We start from the raw sequence: 23997 nt of genomic DNA on the forward strand, positions 1-23997 counted from the left end.
TCAGTAAATAACATTCCGGTTGTGCCATCTGTGGTGTGTGAGTAGTGTCACAGGTACTTCGGGTAATGGCGCCCGAGGTGTCCCGGAGGCGCTGCTGCGCCGCGGACGGACCGGCGTGACAGTGAAGGCGAAGTGCAATTGTGGCCCTGAAAAACATCGAATCCGTTCCCGGCGGCCCGGACGGGCCACCTCCCGGACTCATCCAGCTGATCACCGCCGACGGCATCCGCGTTCCGGACCCGGCCTACGACCCCCTGGTGGCCGACGTCGACGGCGCCGCACTGCAGGGCCTCTACGAGGACATGGTCGTCGTCCGCCGGATCGACGCCGAAGCCACGGCCCTCCAGCGCCAGGGCGAACTGGCCCTGTGGCCGCCGCTGCTCGGCCAGGAGGCGGCGCAGATCGGCTCGGGCCGCGCGCTGCGCCGTGACGACTTCGTCTTCTCCAGCTACCGCGAAAACGCCGTTGCCTACTGCCGCGGGGTTGACCTCACCGACATCCTGCGCGTCTGGCGCGGCAATGCCTCCTCCGGCTGGGACCCCTACGCCATCAATATGGCCACCCCCCAGGTCATCATCGGAGCGCAGACCCTCCATGCCACCGGCTACGCGATGGGTATCCTCAACGACGGCGACGACGCCGTGGCGGTCACCTACTTCGGCGACGGCGCCACCAGCCAGGGCGACGTCAACGAGGCGATGGTCTTCGCCGCCAGCTTCCAGGCCCCGGTCATCTTCTTCTGCCAGAACAACCACTGGGCCATCTCGGAGCCGGTGGGCCTCCAGGCCCACGTGCCGATCGCGAACCGCGCCCCCGGCTTCGGCATCCCCTCGGTGCGGGTCGACGGGAACGACGTGCTCGCCTGCCTCGCCGTCACCCGCCAGGCCCTCGCCCGGGCACGCTCCGGTGGCGGCCCGACCTTCATCGAGGCGGTCACCTACCGGATGGGACCGCACACGACGGCGGACGACCCCACCCGCTACCGCGACGCCAATGAACTCGAGGACTGGGCGGCGAAGGACCCGCTGAAGCGACTCGAGGCGCACCTCGACTCCCGAGGCCTGTTCGACGAGGCCTTCACGGCCGCAGTGAAGGCCAAGGCCGACGCCGTCGCCGCCGAGCTGCGCGCCGGCTGCCTGGACATGCCCGAACCGGCACCGTCGGACGTGTTCAAGCACGTCTACAGCACGCCGAATTCCTGGCTTGACCGCCAGCAGGACCACTACGAGCGGTACCTTTCATCCTTTGCCGACAGCGCATCCTCCGACGGGAGCTCCTGATGTCCACTCTTACCTTCGGCCGCGCGATCAACGCTGGCCTGCGCCGGGCCATGGACAACGATCCCAAGGTGATCCTCATGGGCGAGGATATCGGCAAACTGGGCGGCGTCTTCCGCATCACCGACGGGCTGCAGAAGGATTTCGGCGCCCACCGGGTCCTTGACACTCCGCTCGCCGAGGCCGGCATCATGGGCACCGCTGTCGGGATGGCCTACCGGGGCTACCGGCCCGTCGTGGAAATCCAGTTCGACGGCTTCATCTACCCGGCGTTCGACCAGATCGTGTGCCAGGTAGCGAAGATCCACTACCGCACCCAGGGTGCGGTGAAGATGCCGATCACCATCCGGGTTCCCTTCGGCGGCGGCATCGGGTCGCCGGAGCACCATTCGGAATCGCCCGAGGCGTACTTCACCCACACCTCCGGCCTGCGCGTGATCAGCCCGTCGAACCCGCAGGACGCCTACACGATGATCCAGCAGGCCATCAGCTCCGATGACCCCGTGCTGTATTTCGAGCCCAAGCGCCGCTACCACGTCAAGGGCGAAGTGGACGAGGGCTCCGACCCGGCGGCCTCGAGCATGGAGAAGGCGTGCGTCGTCACCGAGGGCTCCGACGTCACCCTGGTGACCTACGGCCCGCTGGTTCCCACGGCGCGCGACGCCGCGGTGGCCGCCGGTGACGACGGCGTCTCCGTGGAGGTCATCGACCTGCGCTCGCTGGCGCCCATCGACTTCGAGACCGTCGAAGCCTCCGTGCGGAAGACCGGGCGCCTCGTCATCACCCACGAGGCCGCGCAGTCCGGCGGGCTCGGGGCGGAGATCGCCGCGAGCATCACCGAGAGGTGCTTCTACCACCTTGAGCACGCGCCGGTCCGGGTCACGGGGTTCGACATCCCGTATCCCTACTCCAAGCTCGAATTCCACCATCTGCCGGACCTCGACCGCATCCTCGACGGCGTCGACCGCGTGCTCGGCCGGCCCAATTCACTGAGCGGACTCGAAAGGTAGTGGCGGGCGTGATCAAGGAGTTCCGGCTTCCGGACCTGGGCGAAGGCCTCACGGAATCTGAAATCGTCAACTGGCATGTGGCGGTGGGGGACACCGTCGAGCTGAACCAGATCATCGCCGATGTGGAGACCGCGAAGGCCGTCGTCGAACTGCCCTCGCCCTACGCCGGCGTCATCGCCGAGCTTCACGAACAGCCCGGCACCGTCGTCGAGGTCGGCGCGCCGCTGGTGTCCTTCGAGGTGGCCGGGCCCGCTGGAGCGCCCCCGACCACCGGCGGCGCCGCGTCCGCCGGGGACACCGGTGCCCCCGCCAAGCGGGAGCCGAACCTTGTGGGATACGGTGCCGCTGTCGAGAAGGGTGGGCGACCGGAACGGCGCGCCAGGCGCTTCGCATCCCAGCTTTTGGGTGGGGCGAATCCGGCCGGAGGATCCGCCCTTCCTGGGTTGGCCGGAATTCCCGGGTCCGTGCCGATGATCGCTGCCGTTCCTGCCGTTCCGGCCCGCCCTGCCGTCGAGGCCGCTCCCGTCGCTCCCGCCCTCGAATCCGCCGGCCCGCGTCCGGCCGCCCCGGGCCTTCCGACAGTCAGCGGCGAGCGTCCGCGCTCGACTCCTCCGGTGCGGAAGCTGGCACGTGATCTCGGAATCCGTCTCGAGGAGGTTCCCGGAACCGGACCAGGCGGGCTGATTACCCGCGACGACGTCCTGGCGGCTTCGTCGGCCGGGGCGGGCGGCAGCATCGCGCCTGCACCGGCCACCTCCTCACCGGCCACCTCCTCACCGGCCGGAGTGCAGGACACGGGCCGGGAGACGCGCGCACCGATCAAGGGGATGCGCAAGCACACGGCGGCGGCCATGGTGGCCAGCGCCTTCACCGCGCCGCATGTGACCGAGTTCCTGACCGTGGACGTCACGCCTACGATGGAACTCATCGGCCGGGTCAAGGAATCGAAGGCGTTCGCGGGCGTGCGGATCACGCCGCTGACGATCGTCGCGAAGGCCCTGTGCATCGCCCTTCGGCGCAACCCGACTCTGAACTCCCGCTGGGACGAAGCAGCCGGGGACATCGTGCAGTTCAACTATGTGAACCTCGGCATAGCCGCTGCAACGCCGCGGGGACTCCTCGTGCCCAATATCAAGGACGCCCAGGAGCTCAGCCTGATGGATTTGGCCGGAGAGCTGACGGGCCTCACCGAGCGGGCCCGCGCAGGCAAGACGGGCCCCGCGGACCTCTCGGGCGGCACCATCTCCATTACGAACATCGGAGTCTTCGGGATCGACGCCGGAACGCCCATCCTCAACCCCGGGGAAGCGGCGATCCTCGCCATGGGTGCCGTCCGCCGCATGCCCTGGGAATACGAGGGTCAGGTTGCGCTGCGGTCCGTAATGACCCTCAGCCTCTCCTTCGACCACCGGCTGGTCGACGGCGAGCAGGGTTCGCGGTTCCTCGCCGACATCGGCGCCATCCTGGCCGATCCCGGGATGGTCCTCGCGATGGTGTGACGGCTGTCGCCGCACCCGGCCTGGCCGCCCCGACGCCGGAACGGTTCTGCTGAAGCGGCCCCTGCAGGGTTTAGCGTGGGACCAGCGGGCGCAGGCTCCTGCTGATGCCTGAAATACACGGAAAAACAGTGGCGTTCGAGGCGGCTGGCTTGACGGCGGGGAGTAGAGTCGGAGAACCACCCCAAGGGCATCGGTTGGACACCGGCCCCTCCTGCGCGGAGGTGTGGTGTCCACTCGGAACGGGGCAGGGGCGGCGCACCGGGTGGCAACAGTCCACCCCGATCCCAAGTCCACCGTCGCAGCAACCATTGCGCAGCGGATCGTCCTACAATCGACTGCGCAACGGGTGGGGGACGTGGGGACCGGTCGGCGACAGCGGATCACCAGAACGGGAGCAGTGACGTGAGGGCGGACGGTGATTGAGAGGAATTCCCAGGCGGGGGACCAGCCGCGCGGCATGGCGGATCTCGCTGATCAGCTGGGCCTGCTTGCGCGTGAGCTGCAGAAGGAGCAGGACACAGAAGCGGTCCTCGAAGACATTGTGCGGGCGGCAATCCGGTTGATCCCGCAGGTGGCGCACGCGTCGATCAGTCTGGTGAGGGCGCGTCGGACGGTAGAGTCCCGGGCCGCGTCCGGCGACCTGCCGCGCAGGGTCGACGCAGTCCAAAGTGAAACAGGTCAGGGCCCGTGTCTTGATGCCGCCTATGAAGAGCAGCTGGTCCGGGTTTCCGACCTGAGTAGCGAAACCCGCTGGCCCAGGTTCGCCAGGCGGGCGTGGGACCTGGGTGCCCGGAGCATGCTGTCGTTCCAGTTGTTCGTTGAGGGCGACAGCCTCGGGGCACTCAATCTCTACGGTGCCGAGGTGGGCGCTTTCGATGAGGAGAGCGAGCAGGTCGGCCAGCTGGTCGCAGCCCATGCCGCGGTCGCGTTCGCCGATGCCCAGGAGATCAGCCAACTCAATCAGGCTCTGGTGAACCGGGATGTGATCGGCCAGGCCAAGGGAATCCTGATGGAACGCTTCAAGATCAGTGCACCGCAGGCCTTTGTGCTGCTCTCGGCGGTGAGTTCCACTACGAATACGAAGCTTCAGGTGGTCGCCGAGCAGCTGGCCAGCACCGGCGATATTCGGCTGAACGGCAACGGCAGGGGTCACGCGCAGGCTGCAGCCGGAGGATAAGCGACCGGCGGAGCGCCGGTGGTGAGCTGCCTGTGGTCGGTTGTCGGCGGTCGGTTGTCGGCGGTCAGCTGTCGACGCGGGTGGCCCGCGCCCGCAGCCGGGACCTCAACCTGGCAGGTGGGGCCGGCGGTGACTGCCGGCTCAGGTTGGAACGGTGTTCGGGACTGTAGGGGGCGCGGCAGCAGTGGTAGCTCCCGCCGGAGAACATGTCGTCGATGAGTTCGTTGACGGCCTGCGAGATGCAGTCGCGCTCCTGTGCGGGCAGCGGGATCAGGCCATGCAGGTAGGCATCGACCTCAAGCTCGTCCATTGACCCGCCCATGTTGAGGTAATGCTGGACGACTTCACCGAGGGACAGGCCGGAACATTCGAGGGCCTCGAAGGTGCGCTGGTGCTGCATGGGTCTGTCCCTTGGGTGAGTCGGCGGCGAAAGCGGCCGGCGCCCCTGTTTCAGACTCCCCCGACCCGTTGATTGGGACTCCTGCTTTCCGTACTCTCCCATTGTCATCCCCGCACCTCAAGGAGCCCCGGTGGAAACCTAGAATTTCCCTCAAGAATGCTTGCCCGGCGCCCTGCTCAGCCGCCGGCAGCGGCGAGGAACCGGTCGCGCTGATGGGGGAGGAGCAGGCGCAGGAACTGCGGGTTCTCCCTCAGGAATTCCCGGGATTCGGCGCAGTATGGTGCGATATCGAGGCGCCGGCGGTGTGCGTTCATCAGGACCGACTGCATCAGCACGGGCTCAAGTCCCATGGAGCGGAACCGGCGGTCAATGACTGCCTGGATCAGCAGGACTTCCCCGCCGCGCAGCTCGTATTTGACGTACCCGGCCATCAGGCCGTCCCGGTACAGCTCGAACCGCGAGTACAACACGTTGTCCCGGAATGTCCCCCGCTGGCCCGTCGACTCCACCGGTACTGGAGCCTGCGCCGTCTGCTCCCGGTGTTCCAGCTCCTCGACCAGCGCCTCGTAACGCTCCCACACCTCAAGCGGTGGGTACGCGGTGTCCATGAGCTGGTAGGTCTGGTTGCACATGGTGCGAAGCTGCCGGGTGGACAGCGCGGAAAGGTCAGTGGGGAATGGAGCCTCGCCCGCCGACGGGCCGGACACGGTCGCCGACCGGGGGGAGTGCCCCCACAGTGCAGCAGGGGCGTCTAGGTCGGACGTCGGGAAATGAACATGCAGAGCGTTGTTCATGAGAACTCCATGGTCGAGGGGCCACAGGCCTCCTGCTCGACCGGTCTCCTCAGTGTAGGTCGGAAGTCCGGAAAGGGAAAGGTCAGGAGGCTTATTAGTTGGCCCAGTGCGCCAAAGCCGCCCCGCTAGGGCCCCTGCCGGGCCCTGAACCGCTCCTCGTAAATGCGCTCGGCCTCCTCCAGGAGGGCTGGGTCGAGCCGCCCTAAGGGGCGGATGTCGGTCAGGAGCGGCTCGCAGTCGGGTCCGCGGCCGGCGCAGGTTCCCGTCAGGACCCAGGCATGGCGGTCCCGGCGCTCGCTGAGATGCTTGTACTGGCAGATCTGGCGGGCCAGCCAGTCCTTCAGCGGCCGGGTCCACCATGCTTCCGGTGTCAGGGGATTCACCGAGAGGCCGGGGAGTGCCAGTCCGCTTTCGGTGTCGGTGCTCTGTGAACCGGCGTCGGCCTCGAACCCTTTCGAGTAGCGCAGGCAAACGCCGTCCACCGCCGTGACCAGCCGCTCGAGTTCGGCCAGATCCCTCACGAGGCTGCCTTCCGTTGTGGTTGTCATTGCCGCCTTTCGCGTCCGCCCATTGAAAGGAACTCCGGTCGGTCTGCGTCAGACCCCCGGACCGAGCCCTGGCGCCGGGATGGCCCACTGCCTTGCATCGGGTGCCGACGCCCGTCACGACGCTGTTCCCGGCTCCTCGGATGGATTCCTAAGCATGCTTAGCAGATTTAAGAATGCTCGACGGCGCCAGCCCGGTCAAGAATTATCCCCACGGCCGGATTCGAGTTGCGCGGGACCTTGTCAGGTGGCGGACGGCTCCGGTTCCTGTCCGCATGCTCCGCGCAGTTCGGACAGGGCGTCGTCGGGCACTGCGTCGCCGGACTCGGCCAGCCGATCCGCCGGCGCCAGAATTGCCTCGGGTACCCCGGCGGTCCTGGCGGGTGCGATCAGGCCGCCGAGGAGTTCCTTGTCCTGCGCGCTGACCAGGCCATCCTCGGTCACTTTGCAGATCTGCTCCTTCACCTCACCCGCCGCGGCGGTCGCGGCCGAGGAGACGGCGTCCCGGGCGGTGTCCTCGACCTGGGCGCATGCTCCCAGCAGCGCGGCGATGGGAAGGGCGAGCAGGGCCAGGCGCCACTGGTGCGGGCCGCGGGTGGTCTTGGTCATCATTGGTGATTCTCCTTGATTCTGCGGGAGGCCGGCGTGGCAGTCAGGGCGACGCGCAACGGATTCAGGTCGGAGTTCTCGATGTCGGTCCTCGGTGCAATTCTCCTCCGGCTGGAGAGGCTTAAGTGGCCGGAACTGCTGTGATTTTTCCCTCCCGGAAGGCATCGACGAACAATGAATGGTCCCGGCGGACCTCCGCCGCGTAGGCCGTGGCGAAGTCGATGATGTCTTCGATGAACCCCTCTTCGCGGCCCTCAAGCAATTCAATAATCGCAGTTTCGATGCGGAATGGAACAAGGTCATGGTCGCTGTCCTCGTCGCTTGAACAGTGGATCTTGGCGGTGGCCTGACCCAGGCTGGCCAGGACCGGTTCCATCTGGGACGGCTCGGTCAGGTCTTCCCAGTCAAGGTCCCGTTTGTAGGGTGAGAGTTCGGCGACGACGAAGGACACCCCGTCAATGGTGGTGTAACCGAGGAATGGATCAGTGTGGGTTTGGAGTGAGCGCTGGCTGATGACCGCGCGGTGGCCGTCGTCGAGAAAGTAGGAGCGGACCCGCTCGTCAGAGACGATCCGGCTGGGCGCGGCGACGTTCGACTGCTTCATGGTGAGGATGATGTCGTTCTCCTGTGCCTCGTCGAAGCCCTCGATGAGCACGTTGTAGGCGGGCAGGCCCGCACTGCCGATGCCGAAGCCCTTCTTGCCGACGATGCCCTTGACCCGGTAGAAGACCCTCCGTCGGGATCGTTCGCTGTCGGGGATGGTGCTCAGGTATTGCTCGAACGCGGCGTCCACCTTCCGGTACTCGGCCTCCCCGAGCGTGCGGATCGAACCGTCCTCGCGGAAGTGCCGTTCGTAATCCTCGATCCGGGTCAGCGAGTCGAGCAGCACGGTCCGCTTGGAGGCCCGGGCCTCCTGGAGGACGGCGCGGACCGCCCCGTCGGTGTTGGAGAGGCCGAAGGCGAAATCTGCGTCTTCGTCATTGACATAGTCGCGCACGCGGTCCAGGTAGGCCCGCAGGTAAACCCGGGCGAGGTCGTGCACAGTACGGGTGGGAAGTGCCTTCTGCCAGCAGAGCAGGGCAAGGGAAGCGGCGAAGCGACGGAGATCCCAGGAGAAATGGCCAACGTAGGCCTCATCGAAATCGTTGACGTCGAAGGTCAGGCGTCCTTCGTTGCTCATGTAGGTGCCGAAGTTCGCGGCGTGCAGGTCACCGTGGATCCATACGCGGCTGGTGCGCTCGTCGGCCCAGCGGTCGTCAAGGTCCGCCATATCGGCATAGAAGAGGGCGGCGCTGCCCCGGTAGAACGCGTAGGGGTCGGCGGCCATCTTTCGGAACCGGGCACGGAAAGCGTGCGGATCGGCCTCCATCAGGGCCTCATGGGCTTCGACCAGAGTGTCGATGATGAGCTGCTGGCGGCGCGTCGAGTCGACCATGGAGTCAGACTACCCGCGCTCCGGTGGCCGGGCACGGTGGCGGAGGCGACGGGCGCGGCGGGTGCAGTGGAGGCGGCGGCCCGGCCCGCTGGGGACGAGACGGGCGCGCTGGGCGAAGTGCGGGGGAGGGGGAAGCGACGGGCGCGCCGTGCGGGAAGGGCAGGTGCTGGATTGGTGGAGCCGGGTGGGGAGCCCGGGGTACGCTTCGTCGACAATTCGACGGTGACGGGATCGTTTGATGCGAACTGGTTAGCGGACTTGTTAACCGACCCGGACTGTGGGCCGGCGGAACCGGCCGGTGCGTTCCGGTCCGTGCGGGGGCCATTGCGTGCACGACCGCCCGCAGACCGCCCTGCGTACCCGAAGGAGAAGCATGGCAAAGCTGATCTACTCAATGATCACCTCACTCGACGGCTACGCCGAGGCGGCGGAGGGCAACCTCGGGGCCGGGGCCGAGGTCGAGGAGGTGCACGCCTTCATCGGTGATGTTTTCCGGCCCGTCCGAACCTTCCTCTACGGCCGGCGGATGTACGAGACGATGGTTTTCTGGGAGACCGCGCATACCCTGCCCGACGTGCCTCCGCACATCCTGCAGTATGCCCGCGACTGGCAGGCCGCGGAGAAGATCGTGTACTCCACGACCCTGGAGTCAGTGTCCAGCGCCAAGACCCGGATCGAGCGGACCTTCAACCCGGATGCGGTGCGCAGGCTCAAGGCCGAGTCCGACTCCGACCTCAGCATCGACGGCCCGAACCTCGCGGGTCAGGCTATCTCGGCCGGCCTGGTGGACGAGTACCACCTGTTTATCACCACAAGTGTGGTCGGCGGCGGCAAGCGCTTCTTCCCCGACGGCGTGCGGCTGGATCTCGAGTTGGTCGAGGAGCGCTCCTTCGACAGCGGACTGATCTACGCGCGCTACCGCACCCGCTGAACCGCACCTGTTGAACGGCACCCGCTGAGCCGCACCGGGTGGCGACGCCGCCGGCGGTCTGTCAGCGCATGCCGTTCCGCGGAGTGCAGCACCGGATCGCCCCCGTGCCGTGCCCAGGTGATGCCTGGAGTCGTCACGGTCAGGGCAAGACACGAGGGTCCGAAGTGACGACCCTCGGCCGGCTGCCTGGTGCGGCGCGCCGGACGCGGTGCGTCCTCGAATAGCGCTTTACTTGGACCTGGGGCAGCGGATGCCATTCTGGACGGGCCGGAGATGACGGCCGAAGAGGCCGGTCGAGGAGCGCAGCCGCAGGTTCCAACCGAGGACAGCAGCCGGACAGAACGTCCGGATCGAACGAAGACCGTGCCGCCGGGCTCTGCCGACAGGCCGGGCCGACAGCCTGCACCGGCAGAGACAGGATGGGGAAATTTCGTGGCGGAGGATCAAGCGGGCCCCGGGGATCCGGCGCCCGAGAGCGAACGGCAGCCCCTCGGGCCCCCGTTCTGGACGCTGTGGACCGCTTCAGGCTTCTCGAACCTCGCCGACGGCGTCCTCAAGGTGGCCCTGCCGTTGATCGCCCTGCGCTTCACCGATTCCCCGACGCTGATCGCCGGGCTCGCCATCGCCCTGTCGCTGCCTTGGCTGATCTTCGCGCTGCCGGCCGGAGCGCTCGCCGACCGCGGCGACCGCCGACGGATCATGCTCATGGCCAACACCGCTCGAGCCGCTCTTCTCCTCGCCCTCGTGGCCGCCCTGCTGTCCGTGGCGGAGCCGATCTGGGCCCTCTACCTCGTGGCGTTCGCCATCGGCTGCTCCGAAACCGCCTACGACACCTCGGCCCAGTCGATCCTGCCGCAGGTGGTGCCCCGGCCGGTACTCTCGCGGGCCAACGGCCGGCTCTTCGCGGTGGAACTGACGGCGAACCAGTTCATCGGGCCGCCGCTTGGAGGAGCGCTCGTCGTCGCGGGGGCCACGCTTGCCCTCACCGTCCCGGCGGCCCTGTGGGTCTGCGCGGTGGGGGCGCTGCTGTTCGTGCGCGGCAGTTTCCGGGTGGAGCGGACCTCATCGACCTCCATGCGCGCCGACATCGCGGAGGGGCTGCGCTTCCTGTGGAGCCGGCCGCTGCTGCGGACGCTTGGGGCAATGGTCGGGGGCTTCAACTTCGCCACGAGCGCGGCGTTCACCGTTTTCGTGCTCTTCGCCGTCGGACCCGGATCGGCCATGAAGCTTTCGGAGCCCGGTTTCGGGCTGCTGCTGACCTCAATCGCCGTCGGAAGCCTGCTCGGTTCGCTCGTCGCCGAGGGGATCGAGAAGCGGCTGGGACGCTCCCGGTCCCTGGCCGTGGCGATCCTCGCGAGCGTCCCCCTCGTCGGCATCCCGGCCGTGACCGCAGACCCGGTGCTCGTGGGCCTGGCCTTCTTCCTGGGCGGGATGGCCATCGCCGTCTGGAACGTTGTCTCAGTCTCGCTGCGGCAGCGGATCACCCCGGACCGGCTGCTCGGGCGGGTCAACAGCGCCTACCGCCTGCTGGCGTGGGGCACGATGCCGGCAGGCGCGGCCGCAGGTGGGGTGCTGGCCCAGTACTTCGGTTTGACCACGGTGTTCGCAGCGATGGGCATCCTGTCCCTGGCGCTCCTGCTGGGCATGCGGGTGGTGACCGAACCGGCCATTGAGGCCGCGGAGCGCGACGTAGAAGGCGCCTGAGACGCGGAGCGCGAGGACAGCGCCTGAGCGGGCGGCGCAGTGCCGGACTGCGGCCCGACAGGCCGGCTGGCTCTCGCGCACCGCGCCCTCGGCCGACTGCCCCTAACGCGCCGCGCCTCGCAGGCTCAGCGCAGTTCGAGGATCAGTTCCTTGACCACTGCTCCGCGGGCGTTGGCAAAGCCCTGCGCCTCGCCCACCCGCTGGAAGCCCCACCGCTCAAGGATGCGGATCGAGCTGACATTGTCGACCACGGCCCGGGCGCGCAGCGGGCGTTCGGTCACCTCGGCGAGGAACTGGCCCACCGCCTCCGTCGTGATGCCCTGCCCCCAACGGGCCTTATCCACCCAGTAGCTGATTTCGGGGGTCTCCTCGTCCTTGTAGGCGAGGATGCTGCCGACGACTTCGCCGTCCGCGAGGATGGTGCGGACCGTGATTTTGGGGTTGTTGAGGATGTCCTGCCAGTGGTGGTCGAACACCCCGCGGTCGGATGGATTCTTCGCAGCGAAGCCCGCCATGTGGTTGGCACTCGGGTCCAGCTGGTGGGTGAAGAACTTATCCAGGTCGGCGGCTTCAACGGGGCGGAGTTCAATCACGGCGGAACTTTCGGTTAGGAGGCACTGTCGGTATCGGTAGGGGATGGTGTCGGTAAGGAACCAGCGTACCCGTGGGTTCGGCGGATGCCGGGGTCAGGCGTTCAGTGCGGCCCAGGCCATGTTCTCCAACAGGAGCCGCAGGCCGCCGAGATCCCTGCTGCTCCTGCTGCCCTGGGTGGTGTGAGGGGTCGAGTTGATAAGTCCGAACACCGCGTGGGCCTTGCGGCGCAGCTGCACGAGGTCCGCGCCCGGGGTGCGGTTCGCCATCGCCTCGACCCATACCTCGAGGTAGCGGCGCTGCAGCGATCTCACCGTCTGGGCGTCTTCCCGGGACAGGCTGCTGAGGTCCCGGTCCTGGACGCGGATGACGTTGGCGTTGCTGAGGGCGAAATCGACCTGGAACTCGATGAGCCCGCGCAGCGCGCTGTCGGCGTCGGAGGAGTTCGCGAGGACGGCCCGGCCGCCGTCGAGGAGATCCTCGCTGACCCCGGTCAGCAGCGCCGAGAGCACCGCCGGCTTGCCGCTGAAGTGCCGGTAGACGGCCGGCCCGCTGACGCCCGCGGCGGCCCCGAGGTCCTCGATGGAGACACCGTTGTACCCGCGCTCGGCGAAGAGCTGGGCCGCCGCGCCCAGAAGGGCGGCGCGCCGCGAGGCCTTGGCCAGGCTGCGGCCCGTAACCCGGTCGACGGTCGGCGGTGATTCCATGAAAATATCCTTCGCGGCGGTGGTGTGTGCTCTTATTGTGGTGGACAGGCCGGTTAATAGCCACTAACCTAAATTCGGTTAGCGCTTACTAACTTAAGTCGTTTTGAGGGAAGAGTCGATGGAGACGCTCACGTCGAAGGTGGACACCACCTCGCTGGAATTCTTGGAGAACGACGAGGCGCAGCGCCGCCTGGCCGCAGAACTCCGGAACCGCCTCGCGGAGACCGCCCTGGGCGGACCGCCGCGGTCCCGGGAGCGGCACGTGGCCCGCGGCAAGCTCCTGCCGCGCGAGCGCATCGACTTCCTGCTCGACGACGGCAGCCCATTCCTCGAGATCGCACCGCTGGCGGCCAACGGCATGTACGACGACGAGTCGCCGGGCGCCGGCGTCATCGCGGGCATCGGCCTGGTCCACAGCCGGCACGTGCTGGTCATCTCCAATGACGCGACGGTCAAGGGCGGCACCTACTACCCGCTCACGGTGAAGAAGCACCTGCGGGCCCAGGAGATCGCGCTCGAGAACAACCTGCCCTGCGTCTACCTCGTCGACTCCGGCGGAGCGTACCTGCCGAAGCAGGACGAGGTGTTCCCCGACCGCGACCACTTCGGCCGCATCTTCTACAACCAAGCCACTATGTCGGCGCGGAAGATCCCCCAGATCGCCGCGGTGATGGGCTCCTGCACCGCAGGCGGCGCATATGTCCCCGCCATGAGCGATGAGACGGTGATCGTCCGCAACCAGGGCACCATCTTCCTGGGCGGGCCGCCGTTGGTGAAGGCCGCCATCGGCGAGGTCGTCACGGCGGAGGAACTCGGCGGAGGCGAGCTCCACTCCCGGGTCTCCGGAGTCACCGACCACCTCGCGGAGAACGACCACCACGCCCTTGAGATCGTGCGCGACATCATCTCGACGCTTCCGGCCCACCGGCCGGCGGAGGGGACAGTGCCGGTGCAGCGGCCCGCCGTCGACCCCGACGAGCTTTACGGCGCCGTGCCGGTGGACGTGAACGCCTCCTACGACGTCCGTGAGGTCATCGCCCGCCTCGTCGACGGAAGCCTGTTCCACGAGTTCAAGCGCGACTACGGCACCACCCTGGTCACCGGCTTCGCCACCCTGCACGGCCACAAGGTCGGGATCGTCGCCAACAATGGAGTGCTCTTCAGCGAGTCGGCGCTCAAGGGTGCCCACTTCATCGAACTGTGCGACCAGCGCGGCATCCCGCTGATCTTCCTGCAGAACATCTCCGGCTTCATGGTCGGCAGGGACTCCGAGGCCGGCGGCATCGCCAAGAACGGGGCGAAGATGGTCACCGCGGTGGCTACCTGCCGGGTTCCCAAGCTCACCGTGGTGATCGGGGGCTCCTTCGGGGCGGGCAACTATTCGATGTGCGGCCGGGCCTACTCCCCGCGCTTCCTCTGGATGTGGCCGGCGAGCCGCATCTCCGTCATGGGCGGCAACCAGGCTTCCTCGGTGCTCAGCACCGTCAAGCGGGACCAGCTCGAGGCGCGCGGGGAAGCGTGGAGCGCCGAGGAGGAGGCCGCCTTCACCGCCCCGATCCGGGAGCAGTACGAGGCCCAGGGAAGCCCCTACTATTCGACCGCCCGACTGTGGGACGACGGCATCATCGACCCCGCCGACACCCGCACCGTGCTCGGACTGGCCCTTGACGTGTGCGCCAACACCCCGCTGCCGGAGACCTCCTTCGGCCTGTTCCGGATGTGAGAGAACTGCCCATGACTGCTCCCCACCGGCCGCCGTTTTCGACAGTCCTTGTCGCAAACCGCGGCGAGATCGCCTGCCGGGTCATCCGCACCCTGCGCTCCCTGGGCATCCGCTCCGTCGCCGTCTACAGCGACGCCGACGCCGGGGCCCGCCACGTCCGGGAGGCCGACACCGCCGTGCGCATCGGCCCCGCCTCCGCCGCCGAGAGCTACCTCAACGCCGAGGCGCTCCTCGCCGCCTGCCTGCGGACCGGAGCCGAAGCGGTCCACCCGGGCTACGGGTTCCTCAGCGAGAACGCCGGGTTCGCCCGGGCCCTCGCCGAGGCGGGCATCGTCTTCATCGGCCCCGACGTGCACGCCCTGAACGTCATGGGCGACAAGATTCGTTCGAAGAACCATGTGGCAGGCCATGGCGTGCCCGTCGTGCCAGGGCTCGCCGAGCCGGGCCTGACCGACGAGCAGCTCATCGAGGCCGCCGGAAGCATCGGATACCCGCTGCTTATCAAGCCTTCGGCCGGTGGCGGCGGAAAAGGCATGCACGCCGTGTACGAGCCGGAGGAGTTGCCTGCGGTCCTGCTGACCGCCCGGCGCGTTGCCGCCTCCGCGTTCGGCGACGACACTCTGTTCCTCGAACGGCTCATCCCCACGCCGCGCCACATCGAGGTGCAGGTGCTCGCTGATCGGCACGGGAACGTCGTCCACCTGGGGGAGCGCGAGTGCTCCCTGCAACGCCGACACCAGAAGGTCATCGAGGAGGCGCCGTCGGCCCTGCTTACCGAGGCGACCCGTGCCCGCATCGGCGAGGCCGCCTGCAACGCCGCGCGCAGCGTGAACTACACCGGGGCGGGAACGGTCGAGTTCCTCGTTTCGGATGCGTCGCCGGACGAGTTCTTCTTCATGGAGATGAACACCCGCCTGCAGGTGGAACACCCGGTGACCGAACTCGTCACCGGCGTCGACCTGGTGGAGTGGCAGGTGCGCGTCGCCGGCGGGGAGGCGCTCGCCTTTGGGCAGGACGACGTCGTCCTCAGCGGCCATGCCGTCGAGGCGCGGGTCTACGCGGAGAACCCGGAGGCAGGCTTCCTTCCCTCCTCGGGCACGGTGCTGCGCCTCGAGGAGCCGGCGGGCGAGGGGATCCGGGTGGACAGCTCGCTCCTGCCCGGGCTCGCCATTCCGGCCGCCTACGACCCGATGCTCTCCAAGGTCATCGCGTGGGGTGACGACCGGGCCGAGGCCCTCGACCGGCTCGATACCGCGCTCGCATCCTCAGTGGTGCTGGGCATCGACACCAACACCGAGTACCTGCGCCTGCTCATCGGCGACGAGGACGTCCGGGCCGCGCGGCTCGACACCACGCTGATCGAGCGGAAGCTGCCGGGGCTTGCCTTCCGGACCGTCACCGACGCCGAACTCGCCGTCCTCGCCGTCGGGATGCTCACGTCCGATGCGCAGGGCGGCGGTGGCACTCCCGCCGCAGCGGCGGAGCTGCCGCCCTGGCAGCGCCGCGACGGCTTCCGGCTGGGCCTGCCCCGGCCGCGCCGGCTGAGCCTCGAGGTGGGCCCCGACGACGTCCGTGAAGTCTCGATTCTGCCTGCCGGGTCCGCGGGGCCGGACGGGACGTTCGCGGTCGCCGTCGATGGCGGGCCGACCCGGACCGTCCGGCTCGATCCGGCAGGCGGCGCCGTGGTGGACGGCGTGCGCACCGGTGCGGCGATGGTGCACGCCGACGGAGTGTCCTGGCTGGGGGAGGGCGGCTGGTCGGTCTCGGTGCGCCGGCTCAGCCGCAGCGCCCGCCTGCAGGCCCAGCTCGCGCTGGTGGCCCGTGCTGCCGGAACCGCCGATCCGCTGGTGCGCAGCCCCATGCCGGGCACCGTCGTCTCGGTGTCTGTTCAGGACGGTGAGGTCGTCGAGGAGGGCCAGGTGCTCCTGGCCGTGGAGGCGATGAAGATGGAGCACCAGCTCCGGGCCGCCGTCGCCGGAACCGTCCACCTCACCCTGAAACCGGGGGACCTGGTGCGGGCAGATCAGGTGGTCGCGAGCATCCACGTCGAGGAGGCCGGCCCGGCGGGGGAAGCCACCGGGCAGGAAGCGGCCGATCAGGAAACTGCAGATCAGCAAACATCAGCGCAGGAACCAGCAGCGCAGGAACCAACAGCGAAGGAAGTATCAGCACGATGAACTTTGAACTGTCTGAGGAATACCAGGACCTCGTCGACACAGTGCGCGAATTCGCCGACGAGGTTGTCGCGCCGGTTTCCGCCAAGCACGACGAGGAGCACAGCTTCCCCTACGACGTGGTGAAGCAGATGGCGGACATGGGCCTGTTCGGCCTGCCGTTCCCGGAGGAATACGGCGGAATGGGCGGCGACTACTTCGCGCTCTGCCTCGCGCTCGAACAGCTCGCCCGGGTCGACCAGTCGGTGGCCATCACCCTCGAGGCCGGTGTCTCCCTCGGCGCCATGCCGATTTACCGGTTCGGCACCGAGGAACAAAAGCAGACCTGGCTGCCGTCCCTGGCCTCCGGCAAGGCCCTCGGCGGCTTTGGCCTGACCGAATCCGAGGCCGGTTCCGACGCCTCGGGCACCCGCACCACCGCCCGGCTCGAGGACGGCCCGAACGGCCGCGAGTGGGTCATCAACGGCACCAAGGAGTTCATCACCAACTCCGGCACCGACATCACGAGCCTCGTCACGGTCACCGCGGTGACCGGCACCTCCGAGGGCCCCAACGGGACGGTGAAGAAGGAGATCTCGACGATCCTCGTTCCCTCGGACACCCCCGGTTTCACCGCCGAGAAGGCCTACAACAAGGTCGGCTGGAACGCCTCCGACACCCACCCGCTGACCCTGCGCGATGTCCGCGTGCCCGAGGCGAACCTGCTGGGTACCCGCGGCCGCGGGTACGCGAACTTCCTGCAGATCCTCGACGAGGGCCGGATCGCCATCGCCGCGCTCGCCACCGGGGCGGCGCAGGGCTGTGTCGAGCAGTCGCTGCGGTACGCCAAGGAACGCCAGGCCTTCGGCACCAATATCGGCTCCTACCAGTCGATCCAGTTCAAGATCGCCCGCATGCAGGCCCGGGCGCACACTGCGCGCCTCGCCTACTACGACGCCGCGTCGCGCATGCTCGCCGGGAAGCCGTTCAAGACGCAGGCCTCCATCGCCAAGCTGGTCGCCGGCGAGGCCGCAATGGATAACGCAAGGGACGCAACCCAGATCTTCGGCGGGTACGGTTTCATCAACGAGTTCACCGTCTCCCGGCACTACCGGGATTCGAAGATCCTCGAAATCGGCGAGGGCACGACCGAGGTGCAGCTCATGCTGATCGCGCGCGAGTTGGGCCTGTAACCTGCCAGCAATGGAGTTGAAGGAGAAGCAGTGATCGACAAAGTTGTGGCAAGCGCGGCGGAGGCCGTCGCCGACATCCAGGACGGGGCGAGCCTCGCCGTGGGCGGGTTCGGCCTGTGCGGGATTCCCTCCGTCCTGATCGACGCCCTGCACGCGCAGGGCACCGGGAACCTTGAAACCATCAGCAACAACTGCGGGGTGGACGAGTGGGGGCTCGGCGTCCTGTTGATGGACCACCGGATCCGCCGCACCATCAGCTCCTACGTGGGTGAGAACAAGGAGTTCGCCCGCCAGTACCTTTCGGGCGAACTGGAGGTCGAGCTGACCCCGCAGGGCACCCTCGCCGAGAAGCTGCGGGCCGGCGGCGCGGGAATCCCGGCGTTCTACACCACCGCCGGAGTGGGCACCCTTGTGAGCGAGGGCGGGCTGCCGCAGAAGTACGACGCCGACGGGAACGTTCTCGTCTCCTCCAAACCCAAGGAGGTCCGGACCTTCGACGGCGTCGATTACGTGCTCGAGGAATCGGTGCGCCCCGACTTCGCCCTGGTCCACGCCTGGAAGGGCGACCGCCACGGCAACCTGGTCTTCCACGCGACGGCCGCGAACTTCAATCCACTGGCCGCCCAGGCCGGGCGGATCACCATCGCGGAGGTTGAGGAACTTGTGGAGCCGGGGGAGCTCGATCCCGAACACATCCATCTCCCCGGAATCTTCGTGCAGCGGGTAGTGCATGCGCCCGACGTCGAAAAGCGGATCGAGAAGCGAACCGTCTCGCTGTCGGCCACCGAACCATCACCAGCCAAGGAGGCCTGAGACGTGGCATTGACTCGGAATGAACTCGCGGCCCGGGTGGCTCGAGAGCTCGAAAACGGCCAGTACGTCAACCTCGGCATCGGGATGCCGACCCTGATACCGAACTACATCCCGGAGTCCGTCGAGGTGGTGCTCCACTCCGAGAACGGCATCCTCGGGGTGGGACCGTATCCGACGGAAGAGCAGCTGGACCCCGACCTGATCAACGCCGGCAAGGAGACCGTGACTGTCAATGCCGGTGCGTCGTTCTTCGATTCGGCCGCGTCCTTCGGCATGGTCCGCGGCGGCCACGTCGACCTCGCCGTGCTTGGTGCGATGGAGGTCGCGGCCAACGGCGACCTGGCGAACTGGGTCATCCCGGGCAAGATGGTCAAGGGGATGGGCGGAGCCATGGACCTCGTGTTCGGCGCCAAGCGGCTGATCGTGATGATGGAGCATGTCGACCGTGCCGGGAACCCCAAGATCGTTGAGCGGTGCTCGCTGCCGCTGACGGGCAAGGGCTGCGTCGACCGCATCATCACCGACCTCGCGGTGATTGACGTCGATGCCACGCGCGGGGGCGGAACGCTCGTACTGCGCGAAACTGCACCGGGTGTGAGCGTCGAGGAAGTACTCGCTCGAACCGGCGCTCCGCTTGAGGTCCGCATCGATGGGTGAGACGCAGGAGCCGGCGCCGGGCGGGGTGATCGTGCAGCGCGGGCTGTACTTCGATGAGCTGAAGATTGGGGTGAGGTACGCCCACCGTCCGGGCCGTACCCTGACCGAGGCCGACAATGTGCTCTTCACGACCCTCACCATGAACACGCAGGGCCTTCACCTCGATGCGGCCTGGTCCCATAGCCAGCCCTTCGGTCAGCGGCTCGTCAACTCGATGCTCACGCTGGCGACGCTCGTGGGCCAGTCGGTCACCCAGCTGACCCAGGGCACCATCGTGGCGCAGCTCGGTCTGACGGACATCCGGTTTCCCCATCCGCTCTTCCATGGCGACACCCTGTACACCGAGACGGAGATCACCGGGGTGCGGGAGTCGTCCTCCCGTCCCGGACAGGGCATCGTCACCATGGTGCACACCGGCCGGAACCAGGACGGCGTCGTCGTCGCTTCCGCGGAGCGTTCAGTGCTGATGTGGTCGAAGGCGGGGCATGAGGCGGCAGGATCTGAGCCGGCAGGATCTGAGCCGGCGGGGTCTAAGCCGGCAGGATCTGAGCCGGCAGGATCTGAGCCGGCAGGATCTGAGCCGGCGGGGTCTAAGCCGGCAGGACGCGGGGCGGCGGGCTCGTGAGCGGCTTCACGATGGGTCCGTCGCTGCTGTTCTGTCCGGCGGACCGGCCGGAGCGGTACCGGAAGGCCGCCGAACGGGCCGACGCCGTCATCCTCGACCTTGAGGACGCCGTCGCACCGGAGAACAAGGAGGCGGCACGGGAGGCGCTCGTGGACAGCGCACTGGATCCGGAGCGCACCATCGTGCGGATCAATCCGGTGCCTACCGGCGACTTCCTGCGCGACTGCGCGGCGCTGCGCCGGACCTCCTACCGCACCGTGATGCTGGCCAAGGCTGGATCAGGTGGTGACCTCCGCGACGTCGGCCTGCACCTGCCGTCCTACGACGTGATCGCCCTGTGCGAGACGGCCGCGGGGATCCTCAAGGCACCGCACATCGCAATCCAGCCCAATGTCACCGCGTTGATGTGGGGCGCCGAGGATCTTGTCGCCTCGCTCGGGGGCACCTCGAGCCGCGGAAAGGACGGTGCCTATCGCGGGGTGGCCGCCCACGCCCGCTCGCAGGTCCTCCTCGCCGCAGGGGCTGCGGGCATTCCCGCCATCGACTCCGTCTACTTGGACATCCCCGATCTTGACGGGCTCGCGGCCGAGGCAGAGGATGCGGCGGCATCCGGGTTCTTCGCGAAGGCCTGCATTCATCCCAGCCAGGCCGAGCCGGTGCGCAGGGCCTACGCGCCGAGTGATGAGGAAGTCGAACGCGCCCGTGACCTGCTGCGTGAGGCCGCCGGCCGGGGCGGAGTGTTCCAGTACCAGGGGCGCATGATCGACGGTCCTATCCTGAGGCACGCCGAGCAGATACTCTCCCGGGTCCGCGACTGACGAAAAGGCAGAAGGGTCCACGCCGTTCGCGCGTATGGAGATGGGCGCCATGCGGGGATCCCGCTGCTCAGGGCATGAGCGCTTCCCCGTCTGATCTGCGTGCTTCCGGGGCCTTCCGGGGCCTTTCGGCGGGGGAGCGGCTCGGGTCAGAGCGGGGATCACACCGTTGAGGGCATGCGCGCTTCCCCGTCTGATCTGCGTGCTTCCGCATCCTTCCGGGGCCTTCCGGTCCTTCCAGCCGGGGAGCGGCCATGTCAGAACGGCGGCGGCTCGGCCAGTTGTCCCGGCGGCGCTGTCGTGTAGTGGCGGCCCGTGGGCGACTTCCACGTCAGGATGCCCGCGTCGTTCTCCAGGAGGTTCCAGCAGGTCTCTGACTTGTACAGGTGATGCTTCCGGCAGAGATGGGCGAGGTTTCCATGGTCCGTCCGCCCGCCCCGCGACCATGGAACGCTGTGGTCGATGTCGGAGTTCGCCGCCGAGCGGCCGCACCCGGGGAAACGGCAGGTCACGTCGCGGTACCGGAGCCACCTCCGCAGCGTCGTGGATGGCAACCTGGCCTTCCGGCCCAGGGCCAGCACGTTCCGGCCCTCGGCGGTCAGCAGCGGAAGGAAGCTGCCGGACAGGGCCGCGAGCTCCCTCGCTGTTTCCGGGCTGAGTGGTCCGTATCCTTCGAGCTCGGCGGGGTGGTCGGCGACTCCGAGGAGAGTCTGGACATCCATGGTGACCAGAACGTCGGCCGGCGCTGATGGGTCGCTTCCGCCCGTCGGGAGGGCGGTTTTCGTCAGTAGATCGGCGAGGACGTCCGCACGCAGCTGGGTGAGTGTCCTTGGCTCGTCCGGGCCCTGCACCGCTCTGGCCAGCGTGGTGAGACGGTTGTAGGCGGCCGCCGCCGTGTCCGCGGGAAGGTAGGCGGAGAACCAGCACATTCCATCGAGGTCCGGCGTCAGGGACACCCTGCGGTCGGCTGCTGCCTTCCTTGTACGCTGCTGGATCGTCTCGGGGTGATGTTTTTCCCGCTCGCGCCGGCTGCTGCGCGCCAGTTCGGACGTCGTCTGGGTAGGAGCACCGGCGAGCAGGTGCTCTTCGAAGCCGGCCCGGGCCTCGGGTGGCAGCAGGAGTGCTTCGTCGACGATCGTCTCCGCCTGGCGGTAGTTAAGCTGGCCGTTGCGCAGGGCCAGGAGGGTTGCCGGGAAGTCCTCGCTCAGCAGGCGGGCGGTCCGCAGCTTCCCGAGTGCCGTGCGCTCTGGAATACGCAGCGCACAGGCGGCCTCGGTGGCGGCGAGACTTGTTGCGAGGTCTTCGTCCAGCCGGCGTAGCGCTGCCTTGGCGCTCCCGTTGGTCGCGGCAGGCTGCGGGAGGGATTCCCCGGCTGCGGCGTCGAGGAAGTTCTGTTCAAGCAGGTGCAGAATCCGTGCCTGGCCCGCGTGTGCCCAGTTGATCAGGGACTCGATTTTCCCGAGGGCGTCCACAAGACCTGGCCCGTCGAGCAGTTCGGGGGAGAACAACTGGAGTGCACCGCTGAGCCCCGCCGGGACGGGAATTTCCCGTGTGGTGGATGGCTGCTTCGGTGCTTCCATGGCCCCACTCTGCCACCCGCCACTGACATTTCGCGCGGCGGCTGGGCTGCGGCCGGCCCTGCGGTCCCAACGTTTCTATGACGCTCCTCCGGCTCCCATAGCCACTGATCGCGGCTGCACCTGACGGCCGAGGGTCGGCGGGAAAGGTTACCCATGTATGCGTTTCGCATATAGTTGTGCCATGCATTCAACACTGGAATCAGCAATCAAAGAGTGGCATGCGAGCGTCAACGAGGGCTCCCTGGCCCGGTCGGCGAAGGCGGTGGGTGACCCGATCGTCGTCCTCGGCCCGAAGGGTGCGGGGTCGATCACCCCGGACCAGTTCGCGGAGTGGGTGCAGCGGTCGCAGATCAAGCTGACCCCGCGGTCGTGGCATCCGGTCGGCGAACACCTCATGGTTGTCGAGGAGGATGCCACCTGGCCTGAAAGTGCATCCCCGACCCGGGTGGCTACGGTATTCCGGGTAGCCGGTGGGAAGGTAACTGCCGCCCTGCGCTTGCCCGATCTAAAGTCAGCGCTGGAGTTGGCCTCCATCTGCCGCGAAATGGACGCCACCGCATGAAGGATCAAGGGCCGGGACAGGTTCTGTTCGAGTTCGTCCGGCACTGGTCCCGACGGTCGTCGCCGGGCGACCACGCGATCGCCGAGCAGGGCCGGAACGTGCTGGTCACCGAAGTTGTGCACTCCCTGGTCCAGCGGGGATTCACGGCAACGGTCAATGCCATCGCCCGCGAAATCGGTATCGATCAGAGCGGAGCATCACGACTGGTCAAGAAGGCTGCAGAGGCCGGCTATCTGGCCATACAGGCACCAGAAGCAGACGGGCGCCAACGCCAGGTAACGGTCACCTCGACCGGGCGGACACTTCTCGAACAGGCCCATGAGTGGCAGGAGCACATTTTCGACGAGCTTACTGAGGACTGGAGCGAGCGGAGGCGCCAAGATTTCCAACAGGCGATGACGGACTTGATCCACCGGTCCTTCGCTCTGGAAGAAGAACCTTAAACGGGCAGGGATGACGGGCGGGAATGTGCCCGGGGCCACAACCGTTGTCCCCATATGAGAATTGGAATTGCAGGAGCCCACGGAAAGATCGCCCGCGAACTGACCCGCCGGCTGGTGGCGCAGGGCCACTACGTCACCGGACTGATCCGCAACCCCGACCATGCGGCAGACCTTCGACAGGACGGGGCCGACCCGGTGGTTCTCGACCTCGAGTCGGCCACCGCCCAGGAAGTGGCCGATGTCCTCACAGGGGCAGACGCCGTCGTCTTCGCCGCCGGAGCAGGGCCCGGCAGTGGCGTTGAACGCAAGGACAGCGTCGACCGCGCAGCCTCGGTGCTGCTCGCCGACGCCGCGGAAATCGCCGGAGTGGGACGCTTCCTCCAGATCTCCTCGATGGGCGCCGACTCCGTCGACGGCGGCGCCCGGCCCGAGGGCATGGACGACGTGTTCTACGCCTACCTGCTGGCCAAGCTTGCCGCCGAACAGGACCTGCAGGCCCGAAAGCAGCTGAACTGGACGATCATCCGCCCCGGAGGCCTCACCGACGAACCGGGCACCGGCCGGGTGAAGCTCGCCGCCAAGACCGGCTTCGGCTCCATCCCGCGCGCCGACGTCGCCTCCGTCCTCGCCGCACTCCTGGTGGGCAACATCGGCCGTTCTACGGTCCTGGAACTCACGTCGGGGGAGCAGACGGTGCGTGACGCCGTCAGCGCGCTCGCCTAGCGCCGGACGCCCGGCCTGTTTCTGCCGACGG

General features: G+C 67.8%; 24 protein-coding genes. 16 read left to right on the forward strand and 8 right to left on the reverse strand.

Annotated elements, in window-relative coordinates:
• Positions 1-140 precede the first annotated feature (140 nt).
• The 4 genes from pdhA (at position 141) to E2F48_RS07150 (ending at position 4963) form a co-directional block, all read left to right on the forward strand.
• Entirely contained in the window at positions 141-1280 is a 1140-nt protein-coding gene (gene pdhA / locus E2F48_RS07135) for a pyruvate dehydrogenase (acetyl-transferring) E1 component subunit alpha (RefSeq protein WP_246018559.1), read from the forward strand.
• Positions 1280-2287, forward strand: a complete 1008-nt coding sequence (locus E2F48_RS07140) for an alpha-ketoacid dehydrogenase subunit beta (protein ID WP_133403275.1) — start codon at positions 1280-1282, stop codon at positions 2285-2287. The genes pdhA and E2F48_RS07140 overlap by 1 nt, the downstream gene beginning before the upstream one ends.
• Positions 2288-2295: 8 nt before the next feature.
• Complete coding sequence (locus E2F48_RS07145; RefSeq protein ID WP_133403276.1) at positions 2296-3786, forward strand: dihydrolipoamide acetyltransferase family protein; 1491 nt, start codon at positions 2296-2298, stop codon at positions 3784-3786.
• A 457-nt stretch (positions 3787-4243) separates the two neighbouring features.
• Positions 4244-4963 (forward strand): GAF and ANTAR domain-containing protein, encoded by a 720-nt coding sequence (locus E2F48_RS07150; RefSeq protein ID WP_133403277.1) that lies wholly within the window; start codon positions 4244-4246, stop codon positions 4961-4963.
• Positions 4964-5027: 64 nt separating this feature from the next.
• Here the strand turns inward: E2F48_RS07150 and E2F48_RS07155 are convergent, their stop codons facing one another.
• The 5 genes from E2F48_RS07155 to E2F48_RS07175 all read right to left on the reverse strand — a co-directional run bounded on the left by E2F48_RS07155 (position 5028) and on the right by E2F48_RS07175 (position 8746).
• A complete protein-coding gene (locus tag E2F48_RS07155; protein ID WP_133403278.1) occupies positions 5028-5363 on the reverse strand; it encodes a hypothetical protein in 336 nt (111 codons plus the stop codon).
• 176 nt (positions 5364-5539) lie between these two features.
• Positions 5540-5995, reverse strand: a complete 456-nt coding sequence (locus tag E2F48_RS07160; protein WP_133403279.1) for an N-acetyltransferase — start codon at positions 5993-5995, stop codon at positions 5540-5542.
• Between the two features lie 287 nt (positions 5996-6282).
• Positions 6283-6705, reverse strand: coding sequence for a DUF6098 family protein (locus tag E2F48_RS07165; protein ID WP_133403280.1), 423 nt, complete (start codon positions 6703-6705; stop codon positions 6283-6285).
• 240 nt (positions 6706-6945) lie between these two features.
• Positions 6946-7314: a hypothetical protein gene (locus tag E2F48_RS07170; RefSeq protein ID WP_246018560.1), complete on the reverse strand. Its 369-nt coding sequence runs from the start codon at positions 7312-7314 to the stop codon at positions 6946-6948.
• 118 nt (positions 7315-7432) lie between these two features.
• A complete protein-coding gene (locus tag E2F48_RS07175; protein WP_133403281.1) occupies positions 7433-8746 on the reverse strand; it encodes a DUF2252 domain-containing protein in 1314 nt (437 codons plus the stop codon).
• Positions 8747-9119: 373 nt separating this feature from the next.
• Between E2F48_RS07175 and E2F48_RS07180 the strand changes: the two genes are divergently transcribed.
• Together E2F48_RS07180 and E2F48_RS07185 are read left to right on the forward strand one after the other, a co-directional pair.
• Positions 9120-9677, forward strand: coding sequence for a dihydrofolate reductase family protein (locus E2F48_RS07180; protein WP_133403282.1), 558 nt, complete (start codon positions 9120-9122; stop codon positions 9675-9677).
• A gap of 432 nt (positions 9678-10109) precedes the next feature.
• Complete coding sequence (locus E2F48_RS07185) at positions 10110-11381, forward strand: MFS transporter (RefSeq protein WP_246018561.1); 1272 nt, start codon at positions 10110-10112, stop codon at positions 11379-11381.
• 125 nt (positions 11382-11506) lie between these two features.
• Here E2F48_RS07185 and E2F48_RS07190 read toward each other — a convergent pair whose 3' ends face one another.
• A complete protein-coding gene (locus E2F48_RS07190; protein ID WP_133403284.1) occupies positions 11507-11974 on the reverse strand; it encodes a GNAT family N-acetyltransferase in 468 nt (155 codons plus the stop codon).
• Positions 11975-12067: 93 nt separating this feature from the next.
• Complete coding sequence (locus E2F48_RS07195; protein ID WP_133403285.1) at positions 12068-12679, reverse strand: TetR/AcrR family transcriptional regulator; 612 nt, start codon at positions 12677-12679, stop codon at positions 12068-12070.
• 118 nt (positions 12680-12797) lie between these two features.
• Between E2F48_RS07195 and E2F48_RS07200 the strand changes: the two genes are divergently transcribed.
• Genes E2F48_RS07200 through E2F48_RS07230 form a run of 7 tightly spaced genes read left to right on the forward strand, consistent with a single transcriptional unit; the run spans position 12798 to position 20661 of the window.
• The gene (locus tag E2F48_RS07200; protein WP_133403286.1) at positions 12798-14402 is read left to right on the forward strand and encodes a carboxyl transferase domain-containing protein; all 1605 of its coding nucleotides are present in this window, start codon (positions 12798-12800) and stop codon (positions 14400-14402) included.
• Between the two features lie 11 nt (positions 14403-14413).
• Positions 14414-16579 (forward strand): acetyl/propionyl/methylcrotonyl-CoA carboxylase subunit alpha, encoded by a 2166-nt coding sequence (locus E2F48_RS07205; protein WP_133403287.1) that lies wholly within the window; start codon positions 14414-14416, stop codon positions 16577-16579.
• On the forward strand, positions 16576-17748 hold the full coding sequence (locus E2F48_RS07210; protein ID WP_133403288.1) for an acyl-CoA dehydrogenase family protein: 1173 nt from the start codon (positions 16576-16578) through the stop codon (positions 17746-17748). Before E2F48_RS07205 ends, E2F48_RS07210 begins: the two co-directional genes overlap by 4 nt.
• 30 nt (positions 17749-17778) lie before the next feature.
• Positions 17779-18561, forward strand: a complete 783-nt coding sequence (locus tag E2F48_RS07215) for a CoA transferase subunit A (protein WP_120166667.1) — start codon at positions 17779-17781, stop codon at positions 18559-18561.
• A gap of 3 nt (positions 18562-18564) precedes the next feature.
• Entirely contained in the window at positions 18565-19218 is a 654-nt protein-coding gene (locus E2F48_RS07220) for a CoA transferase subunit B (protein WP_133403289.1), read from the forward strand.
• Positions 19211-19843 carry a MaoC family dehydratase gene (locus E2F48_RS07225; RefSeq protein ID WP_133403290.1) on the forward strand — a complete coding sequence of 211 codons (633 nt, stop codon included), beginning with the start codon at positions 19211-19213 and terminating at the stop codon, positions 19841-19843. The genes E2F48_RS07220 and E2F48_RS07225 overlap by 8 nt, the downstream gene beginning before the upstream one ends.
• An 11-nt stretch (positions 19844-19854) precedes the next feature.
• The gene (locus E2F48_RS07230; protein WP_133403430.1) at positions 19855-20661 is read left to right on the forward strand and encodes an HpcH/HpaI aldolase/citrate lyase family protein; all 807 of its coding nucleotides are present in this window, start codon (positions 19855-19857) and stop codon (positions 20659-20661) included.
• A 254-nt stretch (positions 20662-20915) separates the two neighbouring features.
• Here E2F48_RS07230 and E2F48_RS07235 read toward each other — a convergent pair whose 3' ends face one another.
• Entirely contained in the window at positions 20916-22238 is a 1323-nt protein-coding gene (locus tag E2F48_RS07235; protein WP_133403291.1) for an HNH endonuclease, read from the reverse strand.
• Between the two features lie 181 nt (positions 22239-22419).
• Here E2F48_RS07235 and E2F48_RS07240 point away from each other — a divergent pair, with 181 nt between their 5' ends.
• The 3 genes from E2F48_RS07240 to E2F48_RS07250 are packed head-to-tail and all read left to right on the forward strand — an operon-like array spanning position 22420 to position 23966.
• Positions 22420-22800 carry a hypothetical protein gene (locus E2F48_RS07240; protein ID WP_133403292.1) on the forward strand — a complete coding sequence of 127 codons (381 nt, stop codon included), beginning with the start codon at positions 22420-22422 and terminating at the stop codon, positions 22798-22800.
• Positions 22797-23243, forward strand: a complete 447-nt coding sequence (locus E2F48_RS07245) for a MarR family winged helix-turn-helix transcriptional regulator (RefSeq protein ID WP_133403293.1) — start codon at positions 22797-22799, stop codon at positions 23241-23243. The genes E2F48_RS07240 and E2F48_RS07245 overlap by 4 nt, the downstream gene beginning before the upstream one ends.
• Positions 23244-23297: 54 nt before the next feature.
• The gene (locus tag E2F48_RS07250; protein ID WP_133403294.1) at positions 23298-23966 is read left to right on the forward strand and encodes an SDR family oxidoreductase; all 669 of its coding nucleotides are present in this window, start codon (positions 23298-23300) and stop codon (positions 23964-23966) included.
• The last annotated feature ends 31 nt before the right edge of the window (positions 23967-23997 follow it).

The sequence above is a fragment of the Arthrobacter crusticola genome, from assembly GCF_004357995.1.
GTDB classification, from domain to species: Bacteria; Actinomycetota; Actinomycetes; order Actinomycetales; family Micrococcaceae; genus Arthrobacter_D; species Arthrobacter_D crusticola.

Coding starts and splice junctions, on each gene's coding strand:
- E2F48_RS07195 (WP_133403285.1), bottom strand. CDS start 12,679: ATGGAATCACCGCCGACCGTCGACCGGGTTACGGGCCGCAGCCTGGCC.
- E2F48_RS07170 (WP_246018560.1), bottom strand. CDS start 7,314: ATGATGACCAAGACCACCCGCGGCCCGCACCAGTGGCGCCTGGCCCTG.
- E2F48_RS07245 (WP_133403293.1), top strand. CDS start 22,797: ATGAAGGATCAAGGGCCGGGACAGGTTCTGTTCGAGTTCGTCCGGCAC.
- E2F48_RS07165 (WP_133403280.1), bottom strand. CDS start 6,705: ATGACAACCACAACGGAAGGCAGCCTCGTGAGGGATCTGGCCGAACTC.
- E2F48_RS07230 (WP_133403430.1), top strand. CDS start 19,855: ATGGGTCCGTCGCTGCTGTTCTGTCCGGCGGACCGGCCGGAGCGGTAC.
- E2F48_RS07205 (WP_133403287.1), top strand. CDS start 14,414: ATGACTGCTCCCCACCGGCCGCCGTTTTCGACAGTCCTTGTCGCAAAC.
- E2F48_RS07235 (WP_133403291.1), bottom strand. CDS start 22,238: ATGGAAGCACCGAAGCAGCCATCCACCACACGGGAAATTCCCGTCCCG.
- E2F48_RS07155 (WP_133403278.1), bottom strand. CDS start 5,363: ATGCAGCACCAGCGCACCTTCGAGGCCCTCGAATGTTCCGGCCTGTCC.
- E2F48_RS07175 (WP_133403281.1), bottom strand. CDS start 8,746: ATGGTCGACTCGACGCGCCGCCAGCAGCTCATCATCGACACTCTGGTC.
- E2F48_RS07250 (WP_133403294.1), top strand. CDS start 23,298: ATGAGAATTGGAATTGCAGGAGCCCACGGAAAGATCGCCCGCGAACTG.
- E2F48_RS07150 (WP_133403277.1), top strand. CDS start 4,244: ATGGCGGATCTCGCTGATCAGCTGGGCCTGCTTGCGCGTGAGCTGCAG.
- E2F48_RS07210 (WP_133403288.1), top strand. CDS start 16,576: ATGAACTTTGAACTGTCTGAGGAATACCAGGACCTCGTCGACACAGTG.
- E2F48_RS07200 (WP_133403286.1), top strand. CDS start 12,798: ATGGAGACGCTCACGTCGAAGGTGGACACCACCTCGCTGGAATTCTTG.
- E2F48_RS07225 (WP_133403290.1), top strand. CDS start 19,211: ATGGGTGAGACGCAGGAGCCGGCGCCGGGCGGGGTGATCGTGCAGCGC.
- E2F48_RS07240 (WP_133403292.1), top strand. CDS start 22,420: ATGCATTCAACACTGGAATCAGCAATCAAAGAGTGGCATGCGAGCGTC.
- E2F48_RS07140 (WP_133403275.1), top strand. CDS start 1,280: ATGTCCACTCTTACCTTCGGCCGCGCGATCAACGCTGGCCTGCGCCGG.
- E2F48_RS07180 (WP_133403282.1), top strand. CDS start 9,120: ATGGCAAAGCTGATCTACTCAATGATCACCTCACTCGACGGCTACGCC.
- E2F48_RS07160 (WP_133403279.1), bottom strand. CDS start 5,995: ATGTGCAACCAGACCTACCAGCTCATGGACACCGCGTACCCACCGCTT.